The sequence below is a fragment of the Marinomonas spartinae genome, from assembly GCF_900089775.1.
GTDB classification, from domain to species: Bacteria; Pseudomonadota; Gammaproteobacteria; order Pseudomonadales; family Marinomonadaceae; genus Marinomonas; species Marinomonas spartinae.
The window spans coordinates 140,609-161,081 of record NZ_FLOB01000005.1 but is presented as its reverse complement, the minus strand read 5'-3'; the positions used below and the strand labels follow the sequence as shown (position 1 = coordinate 161,081).

Here is a 20,473-nt window from a genome sequence, read left to right as displayed (position 1 = left end):
CTTAATTAAACCATCTGCTCACCGCCACCACCGAGTACGATTTCCCCATTTTCAGCGAGACGTCTGGCAACAGCCAGAATTTCTTTTTGCGCAACTTCTACTTCACTGACTCGAACAGGGCCTTTTGCCTCAAGATCATCTTTAAGCATGTCTGCCGCACGAGATGACATATTTTTGAAGACCTTTTCTTGCATATCCGGATCAGCACCTTTGAGTGCCAAAATCAATGTTTCAGATTCTACTTCACGCAAAATCACCTGAATACCACGATCATCCACATCCAATAAATTATCAAAGACAAACATAAGGTCCTGAATGGTATTCGCTAAATCTTCATCCACATCGCGAATAGATTCCATCAACTCAGACTCAACAGAACTATCAATAAAGTTCATGATATTGGCAGCGGTACGAACCCCACCAATCGAAGTAGACTGAGTGGATTGATTACCAGAAAATTGTCTTTCGAGAATATCGTTCAGTTCTTGTAGGGCCGCTGGCTGAACCGTTTCCAGCGAGGCGACCCGTAACACGATATCCAGACGGACACGTTCATCAAAGTTCGCTAAAATATCTGCAGCTTGATCAGGATCCAAATAAGAGATAACAATCGCTTGAATCTGCGGATGCTCATAGCGAATCACATCGGCGACAGCACGAGGTTCCATCCATTTGAGTGTATCAAGACCTGTAGTGTTTCCGCCCAACAATATGCGATCGATCAAACTACCCGCTTTCTCATCACCAAGCGCTTCTTTCAGCATATTTCGAATATAACCATCGGCTCCCAAACCAAGGCCAGTTTGATCGCCAACCAAGACTAAAAAATCGTCCAATACTTTTTCTACTTGATGGCGCTGCACGTTGGAAAGCTGCGCCATCGTTTGACCAATACGTTGTACTTCCTTTGGCCCCATGTGCTTTAGAATTTGCGCAGCATCAGACTCACCCAACGACATCAAGAGGATGGCAGCTTTTTCTAAGGAGCTTAAATCAGTTTGCCCAGTATTGCTCATTTACCCTTCCATCACCCATTGTTTAACAACCTGCGCCACCCGCTCTGGCTCTTCAGCAATCAGGCCTCGAATTGCGTTAATCTGACGATCAATTTTCTCTGGCGATCCTGGCACCATCACATCTTCCGCACTGACTAAAGACACTTGATCATCGGAAATTTCATCAGTCTCATCGGAGAAAATATTTGCTTCGGTATCCTCCGCAACAGCGATCTTATTCTGATCACTAAGCGACTTCAAAATTGGACGAACAACAACCAACAATAACAATAGAACAAAAATCCCAACTAAGCTTGGCTTCAATAAATCCAAGAACCAAGTTTGCTTGTAAAAAGGGGGTTCTGGTGCAGGTTCTTGAGATTCAACGGGAGCAAACGGTGAATTAATAACACTGACACTGTCCCCTCTTGACGGATCATAACCTACCGCATCACGAACCAAGAGCGTCAGACGACCCAATTCTTCATCACTCCAAGGCGTTCTGACCACTTTATTCGTTTTGGGGTCAATAGAGGTAATATCATCAACCACAACAGCCACAGAAAGACGTTTAATTTTCCCTTGCTGATGTTTGGTATAACTAATACTACGGTCAAGCTCAAAATTCCGCGTGGTCTCAACTTTAGACTGGCCGTCCGTCACCTTATTCGTTGTCGAAGCACCAATTGGCGCCCCGTTTTCATCAACCGTTTCTGGTGCGGACACGGCTCCTGGAGGCTGGTTACTCAATGCCCCTGGTATCCCTCCCTTTGCCGCTCCCCCAGTTTTATTTTCTTTCAGGGTTTGCTCACTGCGCAAAGCCAACAAATCTGGATTGTATTGCTCCGCCGTTTGCTCAACGGCATTAAAATCCACATCCGCCGATACTTCGGCTTTAAAATGGCCACTCCCGACCACCGGATCGAGAATACTATTGACTCGTTGCTGGAGCGCATCTTCCACTTTTCGGGTATACTCAAATTGCTTCCCTGCCACAGACAGATCCGATGATTTATCCTTTTCGGTTAAAAGTGTACCTCGCTGATCTACCACAGTGACATTGTCATCAGTTAACTGAGAAATACTTGAAGACACCAAGTTAACAATGGCATCCACCTGACTGTGATCCAAACGACGACCAGGGTAAAGCTCCACAAACACAGAAGCCGTCGGCTTTCGCGTGTCACGAACAAACACGGACTCTTTGGGAATAGCCAGATGCACCCGCGCCGATTTGACACTTTGTAAGCTGGCAATGGTTTTACTTAACTCGCCCTCCAAGCCTCGCCGATAACGAGCATTTTCAACGAACTGAGAGGTACCGAAACCTTGGTCTTTATCCATGATTTCCATACCCACATTTTTGTCAGAAACAATACCGGAGCCGGCCAACTTAAGACGGGCTTGTTGGTATTTATCAGACGCCACCAGTAAAGCGCCTGTATTTTCGTCGATTTTGAAAGGGATACTATTCGAATTGAGGATATCTACGATTTGGTCAGCATTATAATTCGTAATGCTGCTTAGAACAGGCTTGTAATCTGTTCCGTTTGACCACAACACCGCCGCAAGCGCAATAGCTATAGACGCAGCAAGGCCGACCATTAATGCTAACTGTCTAATGACCGTTAACTTATTAAAGCCTGTCAGAAGCTCAAGGTAGAGCTTTTGTTCTGATTGTTCTGCAGGGACATTATCCATTTAAAAGCGCCAAGCGATGTATCATACCTAAATAGGCATATTCATGATTTTTTCATACGCATCGACCAATTTATTACGTACCTGAGTCATAGCTTCAAATGAAACACTCGATTTTTGCAGACCTATCATGACCTGAGGCAAGTCCACTCCTTGGTCTCCACGCTCATAAGCCTGAGCAAGATTCGATGCATTCTTCTGCAACTCATTCACGTTATCAACTGCCGTTTTCAACATTTCTGCAAAATCTGGACGCTCAATGGCAGTGCCACCATCTTTCTCCCCACCGATTTTGGAAATATTTGGCATGGATAAATCGGGCGATTGAACTTGCGCCTTCATCTCCCTCATTTGAGAGAGAACTTGATTAATGTCTGGTCTGTTAGTGACCATACTTCCCACCTACAAAAAACATGTATATATAGCTTAGCATAACATTCATAAAACTTTAGCATATACAGATTTAAAAGAAGACTCGAAAATCAATCCACATCAATGCCACACTCTCGCATTTTAGCAATTTTATAGCGCAATGTCCTTGGACTAATGCCCAATTTATCAGCAACAAGCTTACGCTTTCCGTTTGCATCAATCAAAGCTTGTGCGATTATTCTAAATTCATGTTGCTGCACCCCTTTCCCTAAAATGGAAGCGGCACTATTTTCCTCTGGCTCTTCACTGCTATCACTGGTGGCAGGCGCACTCATCATATCAAAAACTATATGGTCCTCATGTATCAGTCCATTGGGACTCAAAATTAACGCCCTTTGAATCACATTATCCAGCTCACGGACATTACCCGGCCAAGGATGAGCTTCAAGTTTACTTTGTGCTGAAGGTTTTAGTACCGCATTGGATACACGCATTTTTGCAGCATGCCTTTCTAACGAACTTTGCGCAATAGGCAAAATGTCTCCTTTACGCTCCCGAATGGGCAACCAGCGCAAGGGAAAGACATTCAAACGGTAGTACAAATCCTCTCGAAATCCCCCTTCACGAACATACTCCGCCAAATCTCGGTTAGTCGTGGCAATAATACGCACATCTAACGGTATGGCCTTTTTGCCACCTAATCGTTCGACTTCGTGCTCTTGTAACACTCGCAAAATTTTCGCTTGTAAACCAATATCCATTTCGGAGATTTCATCCAGCAGCAAGGTTCCTCCGTTAGCCTGCTCAAACTTCCCTGCTTGGGATGATACCGCCCCTGTGTAAGCTCCTTTTTCATAGCCGAATAAAATTGCTTCTAGCATATTTTCAGGAATTGCCGCGCAATTAATAGCCACAAAGGGGGCTTTATGGCGACTGGACTCTTGATGAATATAGTTCGCCAATACTTCTTTACCGGTTCCGCTTTCACCACATATAAGAACCGTTGAATCCGTCACCGCGACACGCTTCGCTAACTCCAACATAGCAATACTGGATGGATCTTTAGCAATAGGCTGATTTCCTTGCGCTGCAACTTTTTTGACCGTATATTTTTCAATGGCAGCCAACAGTTCAGTCTCTTGAAACGGCTTTAATAAATAATCCACCGCCCCATCACGCATGGCCTCAACTGCATGGGCAATGTCTCCATAAGCGGTCATTAACATAATAGGCAATTCTGGATAGCCATCAATTACATGACGTAGTAACTCATAACCATCCATGCCAGGTAAATTGACATCAGACACCACCATATCAAAGACACTTTGCTTAAGAGCCACAACCGCGTCTTCTGCCGAAAAAACCAGCTTACATTGATAGCCAGCTAACATAAGGGTATCTTCTAATGCTTCCGCCAGTCCTTTATCATCTTCAACAATCAGTAATTTAACATCAGACATATCACACCTTTATAAGAGGAAGCTGCAGCGTTGCTGTCGTCCCGACACCCTCTTTACTATCTATTTCAAAAATTCCATGATGCGCTCTGGCAATCGCCTTCACCACCATCAAGCCTAATCCTGTGCCGTGCTGCTTTGTGGTAACAAACCCCTCCTGAACATGCGCTAACTGCTCAGCAGACATGCCTTTGCCACTATCAACAAACGAAAAACGCATCACCCTATCATCACAATACCAATGGAGACGAATATTAGTGCCTTCTGACTGAGCATCGATGGCATTGTTCAATAAGTTTAGTAAAGCACCTTTTAGGGTATCTTTATTACAGTGTATCCACACAGATGCAGTATTGCCTTCCCCGTCAACAATAAGAGCCATATTTTTTTGTTCACATACCTCACGCCCTTCCGCAATCAACTCCTCAAGAAACACCTCCCCATTAACATGGTCACTTAATTTAATGTCACTACGAGAGAAAATCAGCATATCTCGAATCTGACGCTCAATATTGGCCAGACGATCTACCAATTTATCCGCAAATCGCTGGCGCATAATAGGGGATAAATCCGGTTTTTGCAGATGCCCTGCGTAAAGAGTAGCAGAAGAGAGAGGGGTACGAACTTGATGAGCCAACGCCGCCACCATTTTCCCCATTGTCGATAGGCGTTCATGGTGCGTGAGTTTTTTTTGTAATAAATATGCTTCGGTCAAATCAACAAAGATCAATAATTGACCAGGAACATCACCAAGCGATGCCGTTTCTACACGAACACGCCGACCCGATGTCATACTCACCTCATGACCATCGTCTTTTTGGGGAGTGAAGCATATTGGTACAATATCAGACCAAGACTCACCCACTAACCTCATATCAAAAAGACCATCTGCCACAGGGTTCGCCATTACAATAATGCCTTCTGCATTAAGTAACAGAACGCCTACAGGCATAGACTCAAAGAGCTGCTGGAACTGTTGGACCAAAACACGGTTTTTATCTTGTTCTTCTAGACGATCTTGCTCTGACTTTTCAAGTTGAGCAGATAATTGTTCAACTTGCTTTTGTAAATCCAAATAGGACTTAGCGAGGATCTCAGATGACTCAGAAAACGCATAAAAAGCAGCCTTTAACTCGGCGATTTCTTCATCCTTAGTCACTAAAACTCCGACTTATCAATATTGTAACGACGCATTTTTTCAATCAAGGTAGTACGCTGAATCTGTAAATTTTGAGCGGCTTTTGACACCACACCTTGCGCTGACACCAACGCCTGACGAATCAATAGCGCTTCCAAATGACGAACATGTAAATTTAAGTTCACTCCAGACGGCTGAGGCATACGACGCCTCTGCTGAATTTCTTTAAGAACACTCCATAAGGTCTGGGAACGCCACGGCAAAGGACAAAACCACACATTATCTTGGGGTATTATAGACAAAGTCTCGCTTAGAGACACGATAGAAATGGACTCATCTAACTCAATTGACTCAATAGATTGACCTATCACAACAAAATCAGGCAACTGAAACGCAGTGAAAGAGGCACTGTGCTCAATGCCGATAAACGTCAGCACACTCGATACAGACGTCAACTCTTCATCATCTAATCCACATAACCAGGCCTTCAATTTGCTACCCTCTGTAATAACAATTAAGATGCGCGACACATCTCTTAACCTAAATAATGCGATTTTTATCTGAGGTTTCAACCCTTAAAAGTTAAATAAGCGCCAGATTTTAAAAGGCTTGACCATCGCTTTTATTATAACTGAGCCAGTATATGATCAAACTCTTTATTTGACTTTGTCACGTCATCTTGCCAACTCAACGTACCTAATAAAGGGGCGGATAATAACGCTTGCAAACTGGCTAAATTTTCCTCGTAACGAGGCATACTTTCTTGACCACCATTTGCTACCCACCCAGCCAAAGGCAGCCCATCGCGCACAATCGCTTCAGCACTTAACAACGCATGATTCAGGCAGCCCAACTTCATATTAACGACTAGAATCACAGGAAAACCAAGCGATTTCGCCAAATCAGATAACATCTCCCTATCATTTAACGGAACACGCCAACCACCCGCACCTTCAATTAGAGCTAAGTCATTAGGTGTTAACAAAGCTCCCTTTAAATAACCTTCCAAACGAGAAACTGTTACCAACCGACCTTCATCCGCTGCCGCAATATGCGGTGCAATGGCTGGCGCTAGCACCACAGGGTTGACTTGCTCATAAGGCAATTGAACACTGCTTGAGGTCTGAATCAGTAGGGCATCGTCATTGCGTAATACACCATCAACCTTATCCGCCCCTGCGGCAATCGGTTTAAGCCCAAGAGAACGCAGACCCGCACGCCCCGCAGCTCTTAATAACCCTGTAGTCACATAGGTTTTACCGGCGTCTGTATCCGTCGCGGTGACAAAAAACTTCTTTCCCATAAAACACTCTACTCTCTTATCTAACTCAAAAAATCGATGACTCAAAGAGCTTTTAATCAAAGACTCTTCTTAACCAAAGAAATGCGATCCATTGCTAACAAGGCTTTTGCGCCACAATAAACGCCACCTGATAACTTAATGGCACCCCAGCGGCTTGACGCAACTGAGCGTATTGCTGCAAAAATGCCCGCCACTTCGAGGGCGACATGCCTTTCGGCGCTTGACCTGTAACCAGTCCCGCCCCCACTTTTTTAATGGAATCAATCGCTTCCTCCGGCGAATCAAACCACATGGTTATAGACTCTAAAGCGGCAGCGGTTACCGCCCAGCCCCCCTTACTCACCTGCTCAAGCAAAGACGCATAAGTCGAGTATTGATTCACGTGAATATTATCGTCCAGACTTTTCCACGCCTGATCAATTTGTGGCATAGAGCCGTGACACAGGGTGGAAAATACTATATAGCCGCCAGGTTTAACCGCTTGATACAAACCATCAAATAAAACATCAGGTCGAAGACACCATTGCAATGCGAGGCTAGACAACACCAAGTCAAATGTTTCATCCGCAAAGGGCAAAGCTTCGGCATCAGCACAAATAAAAGATGTCTCTTGGGAGTGGACTCCTATTCTGGCTTGCGACAACATCTGCTGGGACAAGTCCATGGCAAGCAACCTATTAGGGGAGAATAAAGAACGCAGCAGAGGAATAGCCCGCCCTGTCCCTGTCCCCAGATCTAACACAGAGTCCACCGTCATCTGCGGCAACACTTGGAAAAGGCGCTCAAGAACCTGTTGCTGAAAACGCGCATAAACATCATACGTCACGGCGGCACGATCAAAGCGCTGGGCAACTTGTTGCTTATACGACGTTAAATTTTCACGACTAGAGAGAGTTGGCATTAATAAATTGTTCAATATGACGTAAACAGGCAGACTCATTTTCCATAAAGCTTTGATGCGCTATATCTGGCATAACAATGACCTCTTGATGTGGATTAACATCAGTTTGAGTGGTTAATGTTTGATAAGACACAAGCGCATCACCCCGCCCAAGAATATGAAGATTAGGACGATCCAAAAGCGACCATTCGCGTCGCACATCTAACGTTTTCAACAAGCGCAACCCGCCAACCAAAGCCGCTTTGTTCAGCGTGCCAGTCGGTAGCAGAGACTGTAGCTGTTTTACCAACCTCCGTTCATTCACAGCCCCTTTGGTTTGCAACATCACAAAACGCTTTAGGCCTTGCTCTGGCTGATTTGCCGTTAGCGTCGCGAATTCATCGAATAACGCTACCTCCATCCCATGAGGCCATCCTTCTCGTCGCAAGAAACTAGGCGATGCAGATAACGTGATTAACCCTTTCACACAACTTGAGCGTCGTGCCGCAACATATGCCGACACCATGCCACCAAGAGACCAGCCGATCCACCAACAATCTTTCGGTGCTACTGCGATCAACTGCTCGCTCAAGGCGTCAATATCATAATTAGGACCAATTCGAGTCCGGTCAATCCAGCCCTCATCTAATGAAACCCCCGGCAGATTTGCCAAGACAACATAAAATCGGTCACTCAAGCGCTCCGCTAAAGGACGCATCACTTCCTTTGGCATTCCCCAGCCAGGTACCATAAAAATCGCTGGATTCATCGAATCCCCTAACTGTTCTGTTTCTATTGGTCTGCGCATGTTTCCCCTTCAGCTCAACTACCTTTACTTAACTAGGACTTATTCGCACTTTACCTTAGCGACCAATACTGACTCTAGCGAATCACACAACAAAGCCAAATCGTCTTTACTATGCGAGGCACTCAACGTAATACGTAGCCGAGCACTGCCAATTGGAACGGTTGGTGGACGAATCGCCGTACACCATACACCTAAGGTCTTTAATGCCTCGCTCGCCGCAAGCGTTTTATCACTATCACCAATGACAATTGGTTGTATCGCCGTATCTGATGGCATCAAACGAACAGGAAGTTCAGCCATTCGTTGACGAAAGTAACGAATATGACTAGCTAATATTGCTCGCCTCTCCTCCCCTTCACTTGACTGAATCAGGCGCAAAGCCGCCAAGGTTGCACCCGCTATCGCAGGTGACATAGAGGTAGTGTATATGTAAGGGCGAGCAAATTGTGTCAAATAATCAGCAATTTCATTCGAGGTGGCCACAAAAGCCCCTGATGTGCCAAACGCCTTGCCAAATGTCCCCACTAATACAGGCACTGCACGAGCATCCAAGCTTTCTAAAGAGAGACTGCCTCGCCCATTATTACCTAAACAACCCAGCCCATGAGCATCATCAACCATAAAAAGCCAATTTTCCTCCTGAGCCAATGCCGCTAAAGAAGCCAAGGGCGCAAGGTCACCATCCATACTAAACACGCCATCCGTCACCAATAGACCAGGGATGGCAATTTTCTGCAACAGTTTGCGGGCACTAGACACATCACCATGAAGGTAACGACGCAATAACGATTGAGCCAATACGCTACCATCGATTAAGGACGCATGGTTAAGTTTATCCTGAACGACAGGACATGTTTTCGAAGCCAACGCAGAAATCACTCCCAGATTAGCCATGTATCCGGTGCTAAATAACATCACCCTCTCATAACCGAGCCAATCTGCCAGCGCTTCTTCTAATGCTTGATGGGGCGCCAAATGACCACAAACTAAATGCGATGCGCCCCCACCGACACCATATTGCTCCGCGCTAGCCTGCACTGCGCGAATCAAATCAGGATGATTAGCCAACCCCAAGTAATCATTTGAACAAAAAGAAGTATAAATAGAACCGTTAAAGCGCGCTGTTGGTGTTTGTGGACCATCTAACGTCACCGTTTGACGCAGTAAGGCCTGTTGACGGCGCTCGTCAAGTGCCGTCTTTATCCAGAGTGGTGTATTAGGCATTGGCATCGTAAAACAGTTTAGATTCTTCCTGCTTCACAACCTGATCTGCAATGGCTTCCATCACCGCTTGGTCAGAATGTTCTTCACGCTTTTCAGGTGTAATACCCAACTTGTTGAATAAGTTCATGTCCTTATCCGCTTCAGGGTTGGCTGTAGTCAGCAATTTTTCACCATAAAAAATAGAATTAGCGCCCGCCATAAAACACAAGGCTTGCGTTTGCTCACTCATACCCTGACGACCCGCGGACAAGCGTACATGAGACATCGGCATGACAATACGCGCCACTGCAATGGTGCGGATAAACTCGAACTCATCAAGATCATCCACATTGGCCATTGGCGTCCCTTCCACTTTTACCAGCATATTAATTGGCACACTTTCGGGGTGAGGCATCATTTGGGACAACTGGCGAATCAGACCCACACGATCCTTTTGCTCTTCTCCCATTCCCATAATACCACCACAACATAATTTAATGCCTGAATCTCGCACTCGTGACAGGGTATCCAGACGATCTTGGTAGGTTCGAGTCGTGATAATACTGTCGTAAAATTCTGCCGACGTATCCAAGTTGTGGTTGTAATAGTCCAAGCCAACGTCTGATAAACGCTGTGCTTGCTCATCATTCAGTGTCCCTAGAGTGACACAAGACTCAAGCCCTAGGGCTTTTACCCCTTTGATCATTTCAAGCACATAGGGAAAATCTTTTTCTGAGGGGTGCTTCCAAGCCGCCCCCATACAGAAACGGCTCGCGCCCTTTTCTTTAGCCAGCTGCGCTTCTTCCAGCACTTTTTGAACTTCCATCAGTTTCTCTTTTTCCAGCTCCGTATTGTAATGGCCACTCTGCGGGCAATATTTACAATCTTCTGGACAAGCACCGGTCTTAATTGATAATAACATACTCACCTGCACTTCGTTGGGTGCAAAATTTTGACGATGGACCGTTTGAGCGCGAAACATCAGATCCATAAAAGGCAGATTAAAAAGTTCTGTAATTTCAGCATGAGTCCAATCAAAACGTGGCTCAATCGAGTTAGTGGCAGGCATAATATCCTCAAAAAATATGGCGTTAAGGATGGCAATACTAATGGACTGGTTACAACTGTCAACCTCATTTTTATCAAGAGTTTACTACAGTATATTTTCAAACCAATGCAGCATCTGCCAAGCCCATAGCAAAGCAGCCATCTGTGAATATTGCAAAACAGGACTCGAATATAATCACCACGCTTGTGCTGTGTGCCAACGTCCTCTGCCGCAACAGCAAATGGCACAAAATGCCTCACAAAGTCTATGTGACAAATGCCAAGCAACCCCACCTCCCTATTATCGCTGTTTAGCCCCTTTACGCTACGAAGGTACAACGAGAGTCTTGATCCAAAACATTAAATTTCACCAACAAGCCCATTTTATCCAACCATTAATGGAAATAGTAAGAGACTATCTCATCGCTTATTATTCGCACACGACACCTTGGCCAAGCCAACTATTGTTCGTACCAAGCCATCCGCAGCGCATAAAAGAACGCGGCTTCTGTCAGACTCAAATAATGGCCAATACATTATGCTCACTCCTCAAACCCACCCTAACCAGCAGCACGCCTTATATAGCCAGCCGTAACCCAATTCAAAAAAGTATTCACACACAAGCACAACACACCTTAAGCCGGAAACTGCGAATGCAAAACCAACAAGGCGTTTATCAAATTCAGGAACCAATAGAAGAACATGTTGCGTTATTCGACGATGTCATGACCACAGGCAGTACGCTAGAGAGCTGTGCTAAGGCACTACAAAGAAAAGGGGCAAAACGTATCGACATATGGGTCATTGCCAGAACGCCCGATGAAAAACACGGCTAACCTATGCTTTCTCACAGCCAGTTTACCCACTTTAAACGCTACAGACTGGTAGCAAAGGCGTGTCGCTTTGTTTAGACTCCAAACGCCTCCACAAGAAGAAATGGTTTTACAATGCAAGATTATACCTCCCATCAAAGTGATATAGAGCTAGACAAACAACTACTTTGGCACCCCTATACCTCAATGAGCTCACCAACGCCCCAGTATTTGGTAGAACACGCCTCAGGTTGCGAAATTCATTTGGCTAGCGGTCAAACACTGATCGATGGTATGTCCTCCTGGTGGAGCGTCATCCATGGTTACAACCATCCAACCATGAACCAAGCAATAAAGCTGCAGCTCGATCAATTTTCCCATGTCATGTTTGGTGGACTGACACACAAACCCGCCATTGAACTCGCCCAGAAATTGGTCGCTATGACCCCACAAACACTCACCCGAGTATTTTTTTCCGACTCGGGTTCCGTGTCAGTAGAAGTAGCATTAAAAATGGCCATCCAGTATTGGCACACTCAGGGAAAAGCAGACAAACAATTCTTTGCCACTCCCAAAAGTGGTTACCATGGTGATACCTTTGCCGCTATGTCTGTCTGTGACCCAGAAAATGGCATGCATAACTTATTCAATGGTGCTGTCACTCAACAGTTCTTTATCTCCCCGCCACCAACAGGCATAGATACGCCCGTTAAAGACAGTTATATAGACGAAATTCGGACACTTTTTGCTACGAATCATCACAAGATTGCCGGCTTTATCATTGAGCCCGTCGTACAAAATGCGGGCGGTATGCGCTTCTACAATCCGGACTACCTTAACCGTTTACGAGCACTGTGTGATGAGTTCGATATCCTATTAATTTTCGATGAAATCGCTACCGGATTCGGCCGAACAGGCAAACCATTCGCAACCGACCATACACGCATTAGCCCAGATATCATGTGTGTTGGCAAAGCGCTAACGGGTGGTTACCTTACCTTAGCCGCCACACTTGCCAGCGACAAAGTCGCCCTTGGTATCAGTGATAATGGCGGTGTCTTTATGCATGGTCCAACCTTCATGGGGAATCCTCTAGCTTGTTCTGCAGCCAATGCTAGCCTCGAATTATTGGTGAGCTACGACATAGAAAATACTGTCAAACAAATAGAAGATTGGATGAAAGAGGCGTTAGAACCTTGCCGCACCTTAGATCAGGTACAAGATGTGCGCTGCTTTGGAGCAATTGGTGTCGTTGAGTTAAAACAAGCGGTTAATCAGCATGAAATACAACCAAAATTTGTTGAACAAGGTGTTTGGATAAGGCCATTTGGCAAGCTGATTTACTTGATGCCTCCCTATATCATCACTAAAGAACAAATCAACACGTTAGGAAAAGCGATTTATAAAGTCGCCGGTGAAGAGGCCAACCCAGTATAAAGGCTGGCCTCTCTATCAACTTACACACCTAACAACCATCAAAACTGACCTATCGTCAAAATCAACGGCTAGAAAATCTCACCTGGCGATAGGTCAAAGTTCTTCAAGTCTGATTTATCGTACTCAATGGCGCCATCATTAATGGGCTTATCATCCGTTTGCATTTTCGGTCTCGACAGGTCATTTTGCCTAATTACAATTTCAACTCGTCGATTCATCGCTCGATGTGCTGGCGTATCGTTTGGCACCAAGGGTCTGGTATCAGCAAAACCTGTTACCGCAAAACGATTTTGATCCAACCTACCATCAGCAAATAACTCTTCTGCCACCGACAAAGCTCGAGCAGACGATAGTGCCCAGTTTGATTTAAACTTCTTACTCACAATAGGCACATTATCAGTATGCCCTTCAACAGAAATAGTCCCTTTGATACCGACTAAAACATCACGAATCATGTCGATTACCGGAATAAAATCGTAGTTTAATTCCGCTGACCCGGATTTAAATGAGCCATTGTCTTTCAAACGAATCGTGATAGTTTGTTCTTGTGTTTCAACCTCAACAGTCCCTTTAGAAATTTCCTCTCGTAGCACTGACGCCACTTGCTGTGCATCTTCTTCCGTTTGTTTAATTTTCTTTTCTTGCTCCAAATTCGCTTTTGATTGATCCACAAAAATCTGTTTAGACGGTAAACCCGCACTGTCTTTATTATTTAAATCCGCTTGACCAGGCTTACACAGAACTTCTAGCGTATTTTTAGGGATATTATCCGTTTTTTGCCTAACCTCATTGATGGGGGTTGGATCCGGTCTTCCTGGGCTAAACTCCTGAGCAATAATGGATGTTCCCATAGGAATAGACTCAGCTTTAAGCTCTTTTTGAACACCAAATGCTTCACGCATTGAGCCAGCTAGCTGTTTAAATTTTAAGACATCCATTTCAGAAAAAGACAGCAACAGCACAAAGAAACACATCAATAGAGACATTAAGTCTGCGAATGTCCCCATATAGGCAGGTAAGCCTTCTACGCATTCAGGACACTCTTGTTCTTCTTCATCACTCATTTAGTTAATCCGGTCACAACTTGACTGTTCATTAACAGCGGTTTTATTCACGTTCAACACGCTTACCTTCTGCAAGATAGGTTTTCAACACGCCATCGATAATACGAGGGTTTTGCCCTGATTGAATCGCTAACAAAGCGTCAAGAATCAGCTTCTGACAGGTTAACTCTTCGTTTGCACGATTCATTAACTTAGCTTGGATAGGTAAACACACCATATTGGCTAACATTGCACCGTATAAAGTCGTCAACAAAGCAACCGCCATGGCTGGACCAATGGCCTTAGGATCACTCATATTGGCCAACATCTGCACCAAACCAACTAGCGTTCCAATCATCCCCATCGCGGGACCTGTGTCACCAAACGCTTTAAAAATCTTCGCGCCATTATCATGGCGGGTATACGACATATTCATGTCTTTAGACAGTTGAGCGCGAACCACACTGCCATCGTGACCATCGACAAGCATTTGAATACCTTTCGATAAAAAAGGATGACTCACCTCTTTCCCTTCCAAAGACAGCAAGCCGCCTTTTCTAGCTTCATCGGCTAAAGCGTAAATTTCATCGATCAAAGCATCTACAGGCACACTCTTAAACATAAACGCTTTTACAACCACTTTGCCAGTTGATAAAAACTGGCTTAATGGGTACTGAATGAGCACAACAAAAAGCGAACCCACCAATACAATCAAGATGGAGGCGGGATCGACAAACTCACCGAGCGACCCCCCTAACATAATGGCCATAAAAACAATTGCTAACGAACCAATAAGCCCGATTAACGTTGCGATATCCACACACGTCTCCTACGAAAAAAGCTATAATGCTCAACAACTTTCTTAATTCTAAACGAAAGAGAAGAAAAGGTTCACTCCTTGATCCTTTATTTTTGTAATTTCCCTACAATTGAACTCGAAGATTTCGTCTTTTTCTGTTAAAAATTGTAGATAGCAACGAGAGATATTATCATGCCCCCTAAAACAACTGTCCGTCACTTCGAAGACAACTTAACCGACTTGGACGCCATAGTAACGCAACTAGAGTCCAACCAACTGTCCCTAGAAGACGCGCTTAAAGCCTTTGAAAAAGGCGTAAAATTAAGCCAAGAATGCCAACGAGTGCTAACACAGGCCGAGCAAAAAGTGCAAATTCTACTTGATAAGCAAGATGGTGAACACTTAGAACCTTTTGATCCGGAAACAAATTCGTGAACCTAGACCAATTCTCCAATTACGCGCGTCAACGAGTCGACTGTTACTTAAAGCAAACGTTAGACCTATATCAACCTGCGGCTTCCTTACAGACTGCCATGGATTATAGTCTATTTAATGGCGGTAAGCGCATTCGCCCCATGCTGACATACGCTAGCGCAGCCCTCTTTGCTGAACCCACTCCGCTGACGGACGCCTGTGCTGCAGCCATTGAGTCGATTCACGCCTATTCATTGATTCACGATGACCTACCAGCGATGGACGATGATGATTTGCGTAGAGGTAAACCAACCTGCCATATCCAATTTGATGAAGCCACAGCAATCCTTGCTGGAGACGCTTTGCAAACTTTCGCCTTTGAATTACTCAGCTGCCCATCCCTTAACCAAGCTCAGCGCCAATTACAACTCATTCAGGAGTTAGCCCGTGCGTCTGGACGACATGGGATGGTGACCGGACAAATGATTGATTTATCAAACGTCGGACAGGACATCAATATTCAGGCGTTAGAAGAAATGCATGCCCACAAAACAGGCGCCCTGATCCGTGCCAGTGTGCGCATGGGAGCCATCAGCGTTGGACTAGAGGATGCCAATCAACTAGCCGCGCTGGATGACTATGCCAATGCCATTGGGTTGGCATTTCAAGTTCAAGACGACATTATCGATATCACCAGTGATACGCAGACTCTAGGAAAAACACAATTTGCCGATGCGGATGCTAACAAGCCAACTTACCCCAAACTACTTGGCTTAGAAGGGGCAAAAAAGTTAGCAAAAAACCTTAATCAACAAGCAATTGAAAAAATTTCGCCTTTTGGTGACGCTGCGCAACCTTTAATAGAGCTTGCGAACTATATTATTGGTCGCAACCACTGATATACTAGCCCGCTTATAATAACTTTATTAATGTGACCATACTGGTGCCCATGTTCGACGAAATCCCAACCTCACGACCCAACACCCCACTACTTGATCAGGTAAACTCTCCGGCAGACCTGCGCAAGTTAAAAAAAGAGCAGCTGCCTAAATTTGTACGCGAGCTTCGTGAATATATGCTCTTTAGCGTGGGACAGACAGGTGGACACTTTGGAGCAGGTTTGGGCGTCATAGAACTGACTGTCGCCTTACATTATTTATATAACACGCCAGAAGACCGTATCGTATGGGACGTTGGTCATCAGGCTTATCCACATAAAATATTGACGGGACGCCGCGATGCGTTACTCAATATTCGTCAGGAAAATGGCATTTCAGGCTTCCCTAAGCGTGAAGAAAGCGAATATGACACCTTTGGCGTTGGCCATTCCAGTACGTCTATTGGTGCCGCTTTAGGTATGTCACTCGCTTCTCGTCTTCTTCACAGCCAACGCAAAGCGGTAGCCGTCATCGGTGATGGTGCAATGTCGGCTGGTATGGCCTTTGAAGCATTGAATCACGCAGGTGATGTGAAAGCCGATATGCTGGTTATCTTAAACGACAACGAAATGTCCATCTCCAAACCAGTCGGTGCATTATCCAGCTACTTTGCTCGTATGTGGGCCAGCAAAACCTACGATCATATTCGAAAAGGTGGTCAAAAAGTCTTTTCCGGGCTCCCATCAGCACTTGAAGAACTCGCTCGAAAAGCCGAAGAGCATATGAAAGGTTTGGTATCTCCTGCCACCATGTTTGAAGAGTTAGGGTTTAACTACATAGGCCCAATCGACGGTCACGATATGGATCATCTACTCACCACCATTAACAATATGAAAGATCGCTCTGGCCCGCAGTTCTTGCATATCATCACCAAAAAAGGCAAGGGCTTCGAACCGGCTGAAGGTGACCCGATTGGTTTCCATGCTATCAGCAAAATAGAGCAAGACGGCCCGAACGATACACCTAAAAAGAACCTACCAAAATACTGTAACATTTTTGGTAAATGGATTTGTGATGCCGCCGAGCACGATAGCCAACTTGTTGCCATCACCCCTGCCATGAAAGAAGGTTCTGACCTGATTGCTTTCGCGGAGCGCTTTCCGACACGCTATTTTGATGTCGCCATTGCCGAACAGCATGCCGTCACTTTAGCGGCAGGTATGGCCTGTGATGGCTTAAAACCTGTTGTCGCGATTTACTCCACCTTTTTACAACGCGCCTATGACCAATTGATCCACGATGTCGCTCTGCAAAATTTGGATGTTCTTTTCGCTATCGACCGAGCTGGGCTCGTAGGGGAAGATGGCCCTACCCATGCAGGAGCTTACGATTTAAGTTATTTACGCTGCATTCCAAACATGGTGATCATGGCTCCATCTGATGAAGATGAATGCCGAAAAATGCTACAAACAGGGTACGAATACCAAGGCCCTGCGGCTGTTCGTTACCCACGCGGCACAGGAAGAGGTATCGAGATAGAAAACACCCTTGAAACCATTAAAATAGGCGAAGCACGCACACTCCATACTGGCCACTCCGACATTCTCATTTGTAGCTTTGGACGACCCACCTACGATGCATTACAAGCAGCCAACCATTTAGATGCGACACTACTGGACATGCGTTTTGTTAAACCATTAGACGAAGCAGCGTTACTGAATCACCAACATGCCAAGCTTATTGTGACAGTGGAAGAAAATGCCATCATGGGGGGCGCTGGCTCAGCAGTCAGTGAGTTCTTACTAGCTAATAATATCAATGTTCCTACCCTGCATATCGGACTGCCTGACCAATACGAAGAACATGCAAGCCATGGGGCAATGCTTAAACGAATCAGATTAGATGCTGACGGTATAGAACAGCAGATCAAACAGAAATTAGAGCAAATCTAATTCACTACCCTTTTCTACAACGCAATCAAATATGAAAAGCCGACGTAAAAATCGGCTTTTCATATTCAGCAACCGACCTAAAAATGTCCACCAAGTATGCAAACCTCAACGAAAGGGTTTAACTTTGAAACTCCCGCCTAATATAGTAAATAAAGGCAACTAACTTAGGGAGTCAGATAATGAGTAAAACCTTAATCATTGGTGCAAGCGGCCAAATTGGCAAAACCATCACTCAAACAATGGCACAAACGAATCAGCCTACGCGTGCTCTGGTCCGTGACAAAAGCAAACTCAGCAATCTTGAGGGAAAGCAACTTGATATCATGGAAGCGGATCTAGAGGGGGATTTTCGTGACGCCTTTGAAGGGATTGATCGCGTCATTTTCACAGCTGGTTCAGGCGCTCAGACCGGGCCTGACAAAACCTTACTGATTGATTTATGGGCAGCCAAAAAGGCAATTGACTACGCAAAAGAAGCTCAGGTGAAACAGTTCATCTTAGTTAGCAGCATAGGCGCCGATGATCCAGATGCACTAGAATCTAACATCAAACCTTACCTTGTTGCGAAACACATGGCGGATGATTACCTAATAAAATCGGGTGTTCCGTATACCATTGTTCGCCCAGGCCCTCTCACGAATGACAAAAGCCTGGGAAAAATCACTATAAAACGTCCTGATTCGCGCTCAGAAATGGCGATACCTCGTGCCGATGTGGCCAAAGCGGTTATGCATATTTTAAGTAAAGACAATTTGAACGGAAAGATCTTTGAACTGTTTAATGGCACCTACGACTTTGATAACGTACTGGTACCGTCTGCTTAATTTAATCTCTAATGCTAATAAACAAGCATTCCCCAAACTGAGTCAGACGCTCAATTTGGGGAATTTTATCCTGTTGTAATTAGCTAATAATGAGGTTGCGTTCTGGAATGTTCGCCAAACAGTAGCTTTTTATTCCATCATGAAGCGCATTGGCAATCTTGTTTTGGAACGCCTTTGTTCTCAATTTCTTCTCTTGAGTCGGATTAGAAATAAAGGCGGTTTCCACTAAAGCAGATGGGATATCAGGGGATTTCAATACAGCAAATGCCGCTCGCTCCACTTTGCGGTGAAGCACACGCTCATTTTCCGCTAGATTGCGAATCATGGTATGAGCAAGATCGGAACTGGCCGATATAGTGCCAGTCTGAGACAGATCTAATAACACTTTAGCCAGCATAGTGCCTTTATTTTTGAGAGATACACCACCAATCAAATCCGCATTATTTTCTCGATGCGCTAAACGACGTGCCATCACACTACTAGCGCCTTTATTTGACAAAATATAAACAGAAGAGCCTTTTACAGAGCGATCATCACAGGCATCCGCGTGGACAGAAACAAAAATATCAGCCTTATGCTTATGGGCAATATTGACCCGTTGACGCAGTGGAATAAATATATCTTTATCCCGCGTCATGACGACTCTAAAACCTTGGGTATTATCCAGCTTACGCTTCAGCATACGACTAATTTCTAACACGACATTTTTTTCATGGGTGCCGTATTTTCCAGTCGCACCCGGGTCTTTCCCACCATGACCGGGATCCACAACCACAATAATATCGCGCTTAACCGGATGCCTTTTCGCAACAGCATGATGTACTAAACTATTAGTAAAATCTAAAGCCAGATGCCCTGTATGCTTATCAATAGACGCCCCATCAAAAGAGGTTTGATGGGGTAAATCAAAGACAACCCGTAGCGTTTTATCATGGTGAACAGCCCAACGAACATTATCGAATAGACCACTCCTTTTCAGCGACTCTAGGTTACTGTGATTGGCTGTATCATGTAAATCCACTACCAACCTAGCGGGATTTGACAGCTTAAAGACGTTGTAATGGGGAACCTGGGCTAAGTCAAATGTTAGGCGAGTTAGCTTACCATCATGAGAAGAATGAACCGCTTTTAAAATGTTAGAGCGGGTCGCCGCCAAAACTGGGGCAGATAATAAAACAGCACCAGATGCCATTAGGAGCCGTTGAATAAATTCACGTCGAGTAGTACTTGACATAGGAAATACGCCATCTTCGTTTGAGCAAATTGTTTACAACAACAAAGCCTTATGGGAGAAGAGGAAGATGGGTCTTCTTTATATCTCAAGTTTTCGAAAAACGTCAAAGAGCGCGTTTTAAAAGCCAGTATTCACTGCACATACCCTCAATTAATAGATAGACTATTAATACGGGATGC

20 protein-coding genes are annotated in these 20,473 nt (G+C 44.9%); 6 read left to right on the top strand and 14 right to left on the bottom strand.

Going from position 1 to position 20,473, the window contains the following annotated elements; all coding sequences use genetic code 11:
• Nucleotides 1-5: 5 nt before the first annotated feature.
• The 11 genes from fliG to bioB all read right to left on the bottom strand — a co-directional run bounded on the left by fliG (nucleotide 6) and on the right by bioB (nucleotide 10,923).
• Nucleotides 6-1,016 carry a flagellar motor switch protein FliG gene (fliG, locus tag MSP8886_RS12540; protein WP_067016909.1) on the bottom strand — a complete coding sequence of 337 codons (1,011 nt, stop codon included), beginning with the start codon at nucleotides 1,014-1,016 and terminating at the stop codon, nucleotides 6-8.
• Nucleotides 1,017-2,696, bottom strand: coding sequence for a flagellar basal-body MS-ring/collar protein FliF (fliF, locus tag MSP8886_RS12535; protein ID WP_067016908.1), 1,680 nt, complete (start codon nucleotides 2,694-2,696; stop codon nucleotides 1,017-1,019). It abuts the gene before it with no gap.
• Between the two features lie 27 nt (nucleotides 2,697-2,723).
• On the bottom strand, nucleotides 2,724-3,086 hold the full coding sequence (gene fliE, locus MSP8886_RS12530; RefSeq protein WP_067016906.1) for a flagellar hook-basal body complex protein FliE: 363 nt from the start codon (nucleotides 3,084-3,086) through the stop codon (nucleotides 2,724-2,726).
• Between the two features lie 89 nt (nucleotides 3,087-3,175).
• Entirely contained in the window at nucleotides 3,176-4,525 is a 1,350-nt protein-coding gene (locus MSP8886_RS12525) for a sigma-54-dependent transcriptional regulator (RefSeq protein WP_067016904.1), read from the bottom strand.
• A 1-nt stretch (nucleotide 4,526) separates the two neighbouring features.
• The gene (locus MSP8886_RS12520) at nucleotides 4,527-5,681 is read right to left on the bottom strand and encodes a sensor histidine kinase (protein WP_067016902.1); all 1,155 of its coding nucleotides are present in this window, start codon (nucleotides 5,679-5,681) and stop codon (nucleotides 4,527-4,529) included.
• Entirely contained in the window at nucleotides 5,681-6,190 is a 510-nt protein-coding gene (locus tag MSP8886_RS12515; protein ID WP_067016901.1) for a helix-turn-helix domain-containing protein, read from the bottom strand. The genes MSP8886_RS12520 and MSP8886_RS12515 overlap by 1 nt, the downstream gene beginning before the upstream one ends.
• Nucleotides 6,191-6,285: 95 nt before the next feature.
• On the bottom strand, nucleotides 6,286-6,963 hold the full coding sequence (gene bioD, locus MSP8886_RS12510) for a dethiobiotin synthase (protein WP_067016899.1): 678 nt from the start codon (nucleotides 6,961-6,963) through the stop codon (nucleotides 6,286-6,288).
• Nucleotides 6,964-7,057: 94 nt separating this feature from the next.
• Nucleotides 7,058-7,903 carry a malonyl-ACP O-methyltransferase BioC gene (bioC, locus tag MSP8886_RS12505; RefSeq protein ID WP_083200941.1) on the bottom strand — a complete coding sequence of 282 codons (846 nt, stop codon included), beginning with the start codon at nucleotides 7,901-7,903 and terminating at the stop codon, nucleotides 7,058-7,060.
• Entirely contained in the window at nucleotides 7,848-8,651 is an 804-nt protein-coding gene (locus MSP8886_RS12500) for an alpha/beta fold hydrolase (RefSeq protein ID WP_067016895.1), read from the bottom strand. Before MSP8886_RS12500 ends, bioC begins: the two co-directional genes overlap by 56 nt.
• Before the next feature lie 39 nt (nucleotides 8,652-8,690).
• On the bottom strand, nucleotides 8,691-9,875 hold the full coding sequence (gene bioF, locus MSP8886_RS12495; RefSeq protein WP_370737027.1) for an 8-amino-7-oxononanoate synthase: 1,185 nt from the start codon (nucleotides 9,873-9,875) through the stop codon (nucleotides 8,691-8,693).
• Nucleotides 9,868-10,923: a biotin synthase BioB gene (bioB, locus tag MSP8886_RS12490; RefSeq protein ID WP_067016891.1), complete on the bottom strand. Its 1,056-nt coding sequence runs from the start codon at nucleotides 10,921-10,923 to the stop codon at nucleotides 9,868-9,870. Before bioB ends, bioF begins: the two co-directional genes overlap by 8 nt.
• Before the next feature lie 28 nt (nucleotides 10,924-10,951).
• Between bioB and MSP8886_RS12485 the strand changes: the two genes are divergently transcribed.
• Both MSP8886_RS12485 and bioA read left to right on the top strand, forming a co-directional pair.
• Nucleotides 10,952-11,737: a ComF family protein gene (locus MSP8886_RS12485; protein WP_245659096.1), complete on the top strand. Its 786-nt coding sequence runs from the start codon at nucleotides 10,952-10,954 to the stop codon at nucleotides 11,735-11,737.
• A 111-nt stretch (nucleotides 11,738-11,848) separates the two neighbouring features.
• Nucleotides 11,849-13,150 carry an adenosylmethionine--8-amino-7-oxononanoate transaminase gene (gene bioA, locus MSP8886_RS12480; protein ID WP_067016887.1) on the top strand — a complete coding sequence of 434 codons (1,302 nt, stop codon included), beginning with the start codon at nucleotides 11,849-11,851 and terminating at the stop codon, nucleotides 13,148-13,150.
• Nucleotides 13,151-13,218: 68 nt separating this feature from the next.
• Here bioA and MSP8886_RS12475 read toward each other — a convergent pair whose 3' ends face one another.
• Together MSP8886_RS12475 and pomA are read right to left on the bottom strand one after the other, a co-directional pair.
• Nucleotides 13,219-14,214, bottom strand: coding sequence for a flagellar motor protein MotB (locus MSP8886_RS12475; protein WP_067016885.1), 996 nt, complete (start codon nucleotides 14,212-14,214; stop codon nucleotides 13,219-13,221).
• A 43-nt stretch (nucleotides 14,215-14,257) separates the two neighbouring features.
• On the bottom strand, nucleotides 14,258-15,013 hold the full coding sequence (gene pomA, locus MSP8886_RS12470) for a flagellar motor protein PomA (protein ID WP_067016883.1): 756 nt from the start codon (nucleotides 15,011-15,013) through the stop codon (nucleotides 14,258-14,260).
• 171 nt (nucleotides 15,014-15,184) lie between these two features.
• Between pomA and MSP8886_RS12465 the strand changes: the two genes are divergently transcribed.
• From MSP8886_RS12465 to MSP8886_RS12450, 4 genes are all read left to right on the top strand, one after another.
• The gene (locus tag MSP8886_RS12465) at nucleotides 15,185-15,427 is read left to right on the top strand and encodes an exodeoxyribonuclease VII small subunit (protein WP_067016881.1); all 243 of its coding nucleotides are present in this window, start codon (nucleotides 15,185-15,187) and stop codon (nucleotides 15,425-15,427) included.
• Complete coding sequence (ispA, locus tag MSP8886_RS12460; RefSeq protein ID WP_067016879.1) at nucleotides 15,424-16,305, top strand: (2E,6E)-farnesyl diphosphate synthase; 882 nt, start codon at nucleotides 15,424-15,426, stop codon at nucleotides 16,303-16,305. Before MSP8886_RS12465 ends, ispA begins: the two co-directional genes overlap by 4 nt.
• Nucleotides 16,306-16,355: 50 nt before the next feature.
• Nucleotides 16,356-18,236, top strand: coding sequence for a 1-deoxy-D-xylulose-5-phosphate synthase (gene dxs / locus MSP8886_RS12455; RefSeq protein ID WP_067016877.1), 1,881 nt, complete (start codon nucleotides 16,356-16,358; stop codon nucleotides 18,234-18,236).
• A 179-nt stretch (nucleotides 18,237-18,415) separates the two neighbouring features.
• The gene (locus MSP8886_RS12450) at nucleotides 18,416-19,060 is read left to right on the top strand and encodes an SDR family oxidoreductase (RefSeq protein WP_067016875.1); all 645 of its coding nucleotides are present in this window, start codon (nucleotides 18,416-18,418) and stop codon (nucleotides 19,058-19,060) included.
• Between the two features lie 79 nt (nucleotides 19,061-19,139).
• Here MSP8886_RS12450 and MSP8886_RS12445 read toward each other — a convergent pair whose 3' ends face one another.
• Nucleotides 19,140-20,294 (bottom strand): N-acetylmuramoyl-L-alanine amidase, encoded by a 1,155-nt coding sequence (locus MSP8886_RS12445; protein ID WP_067016873.1) that lies wholly within the window; start codon nucleotides 20,292-20,294, stop codon nucleotides 19,140-19,142.
• Nucleotides 20,295-20,473: the final 179 nt, after the last annotated feature.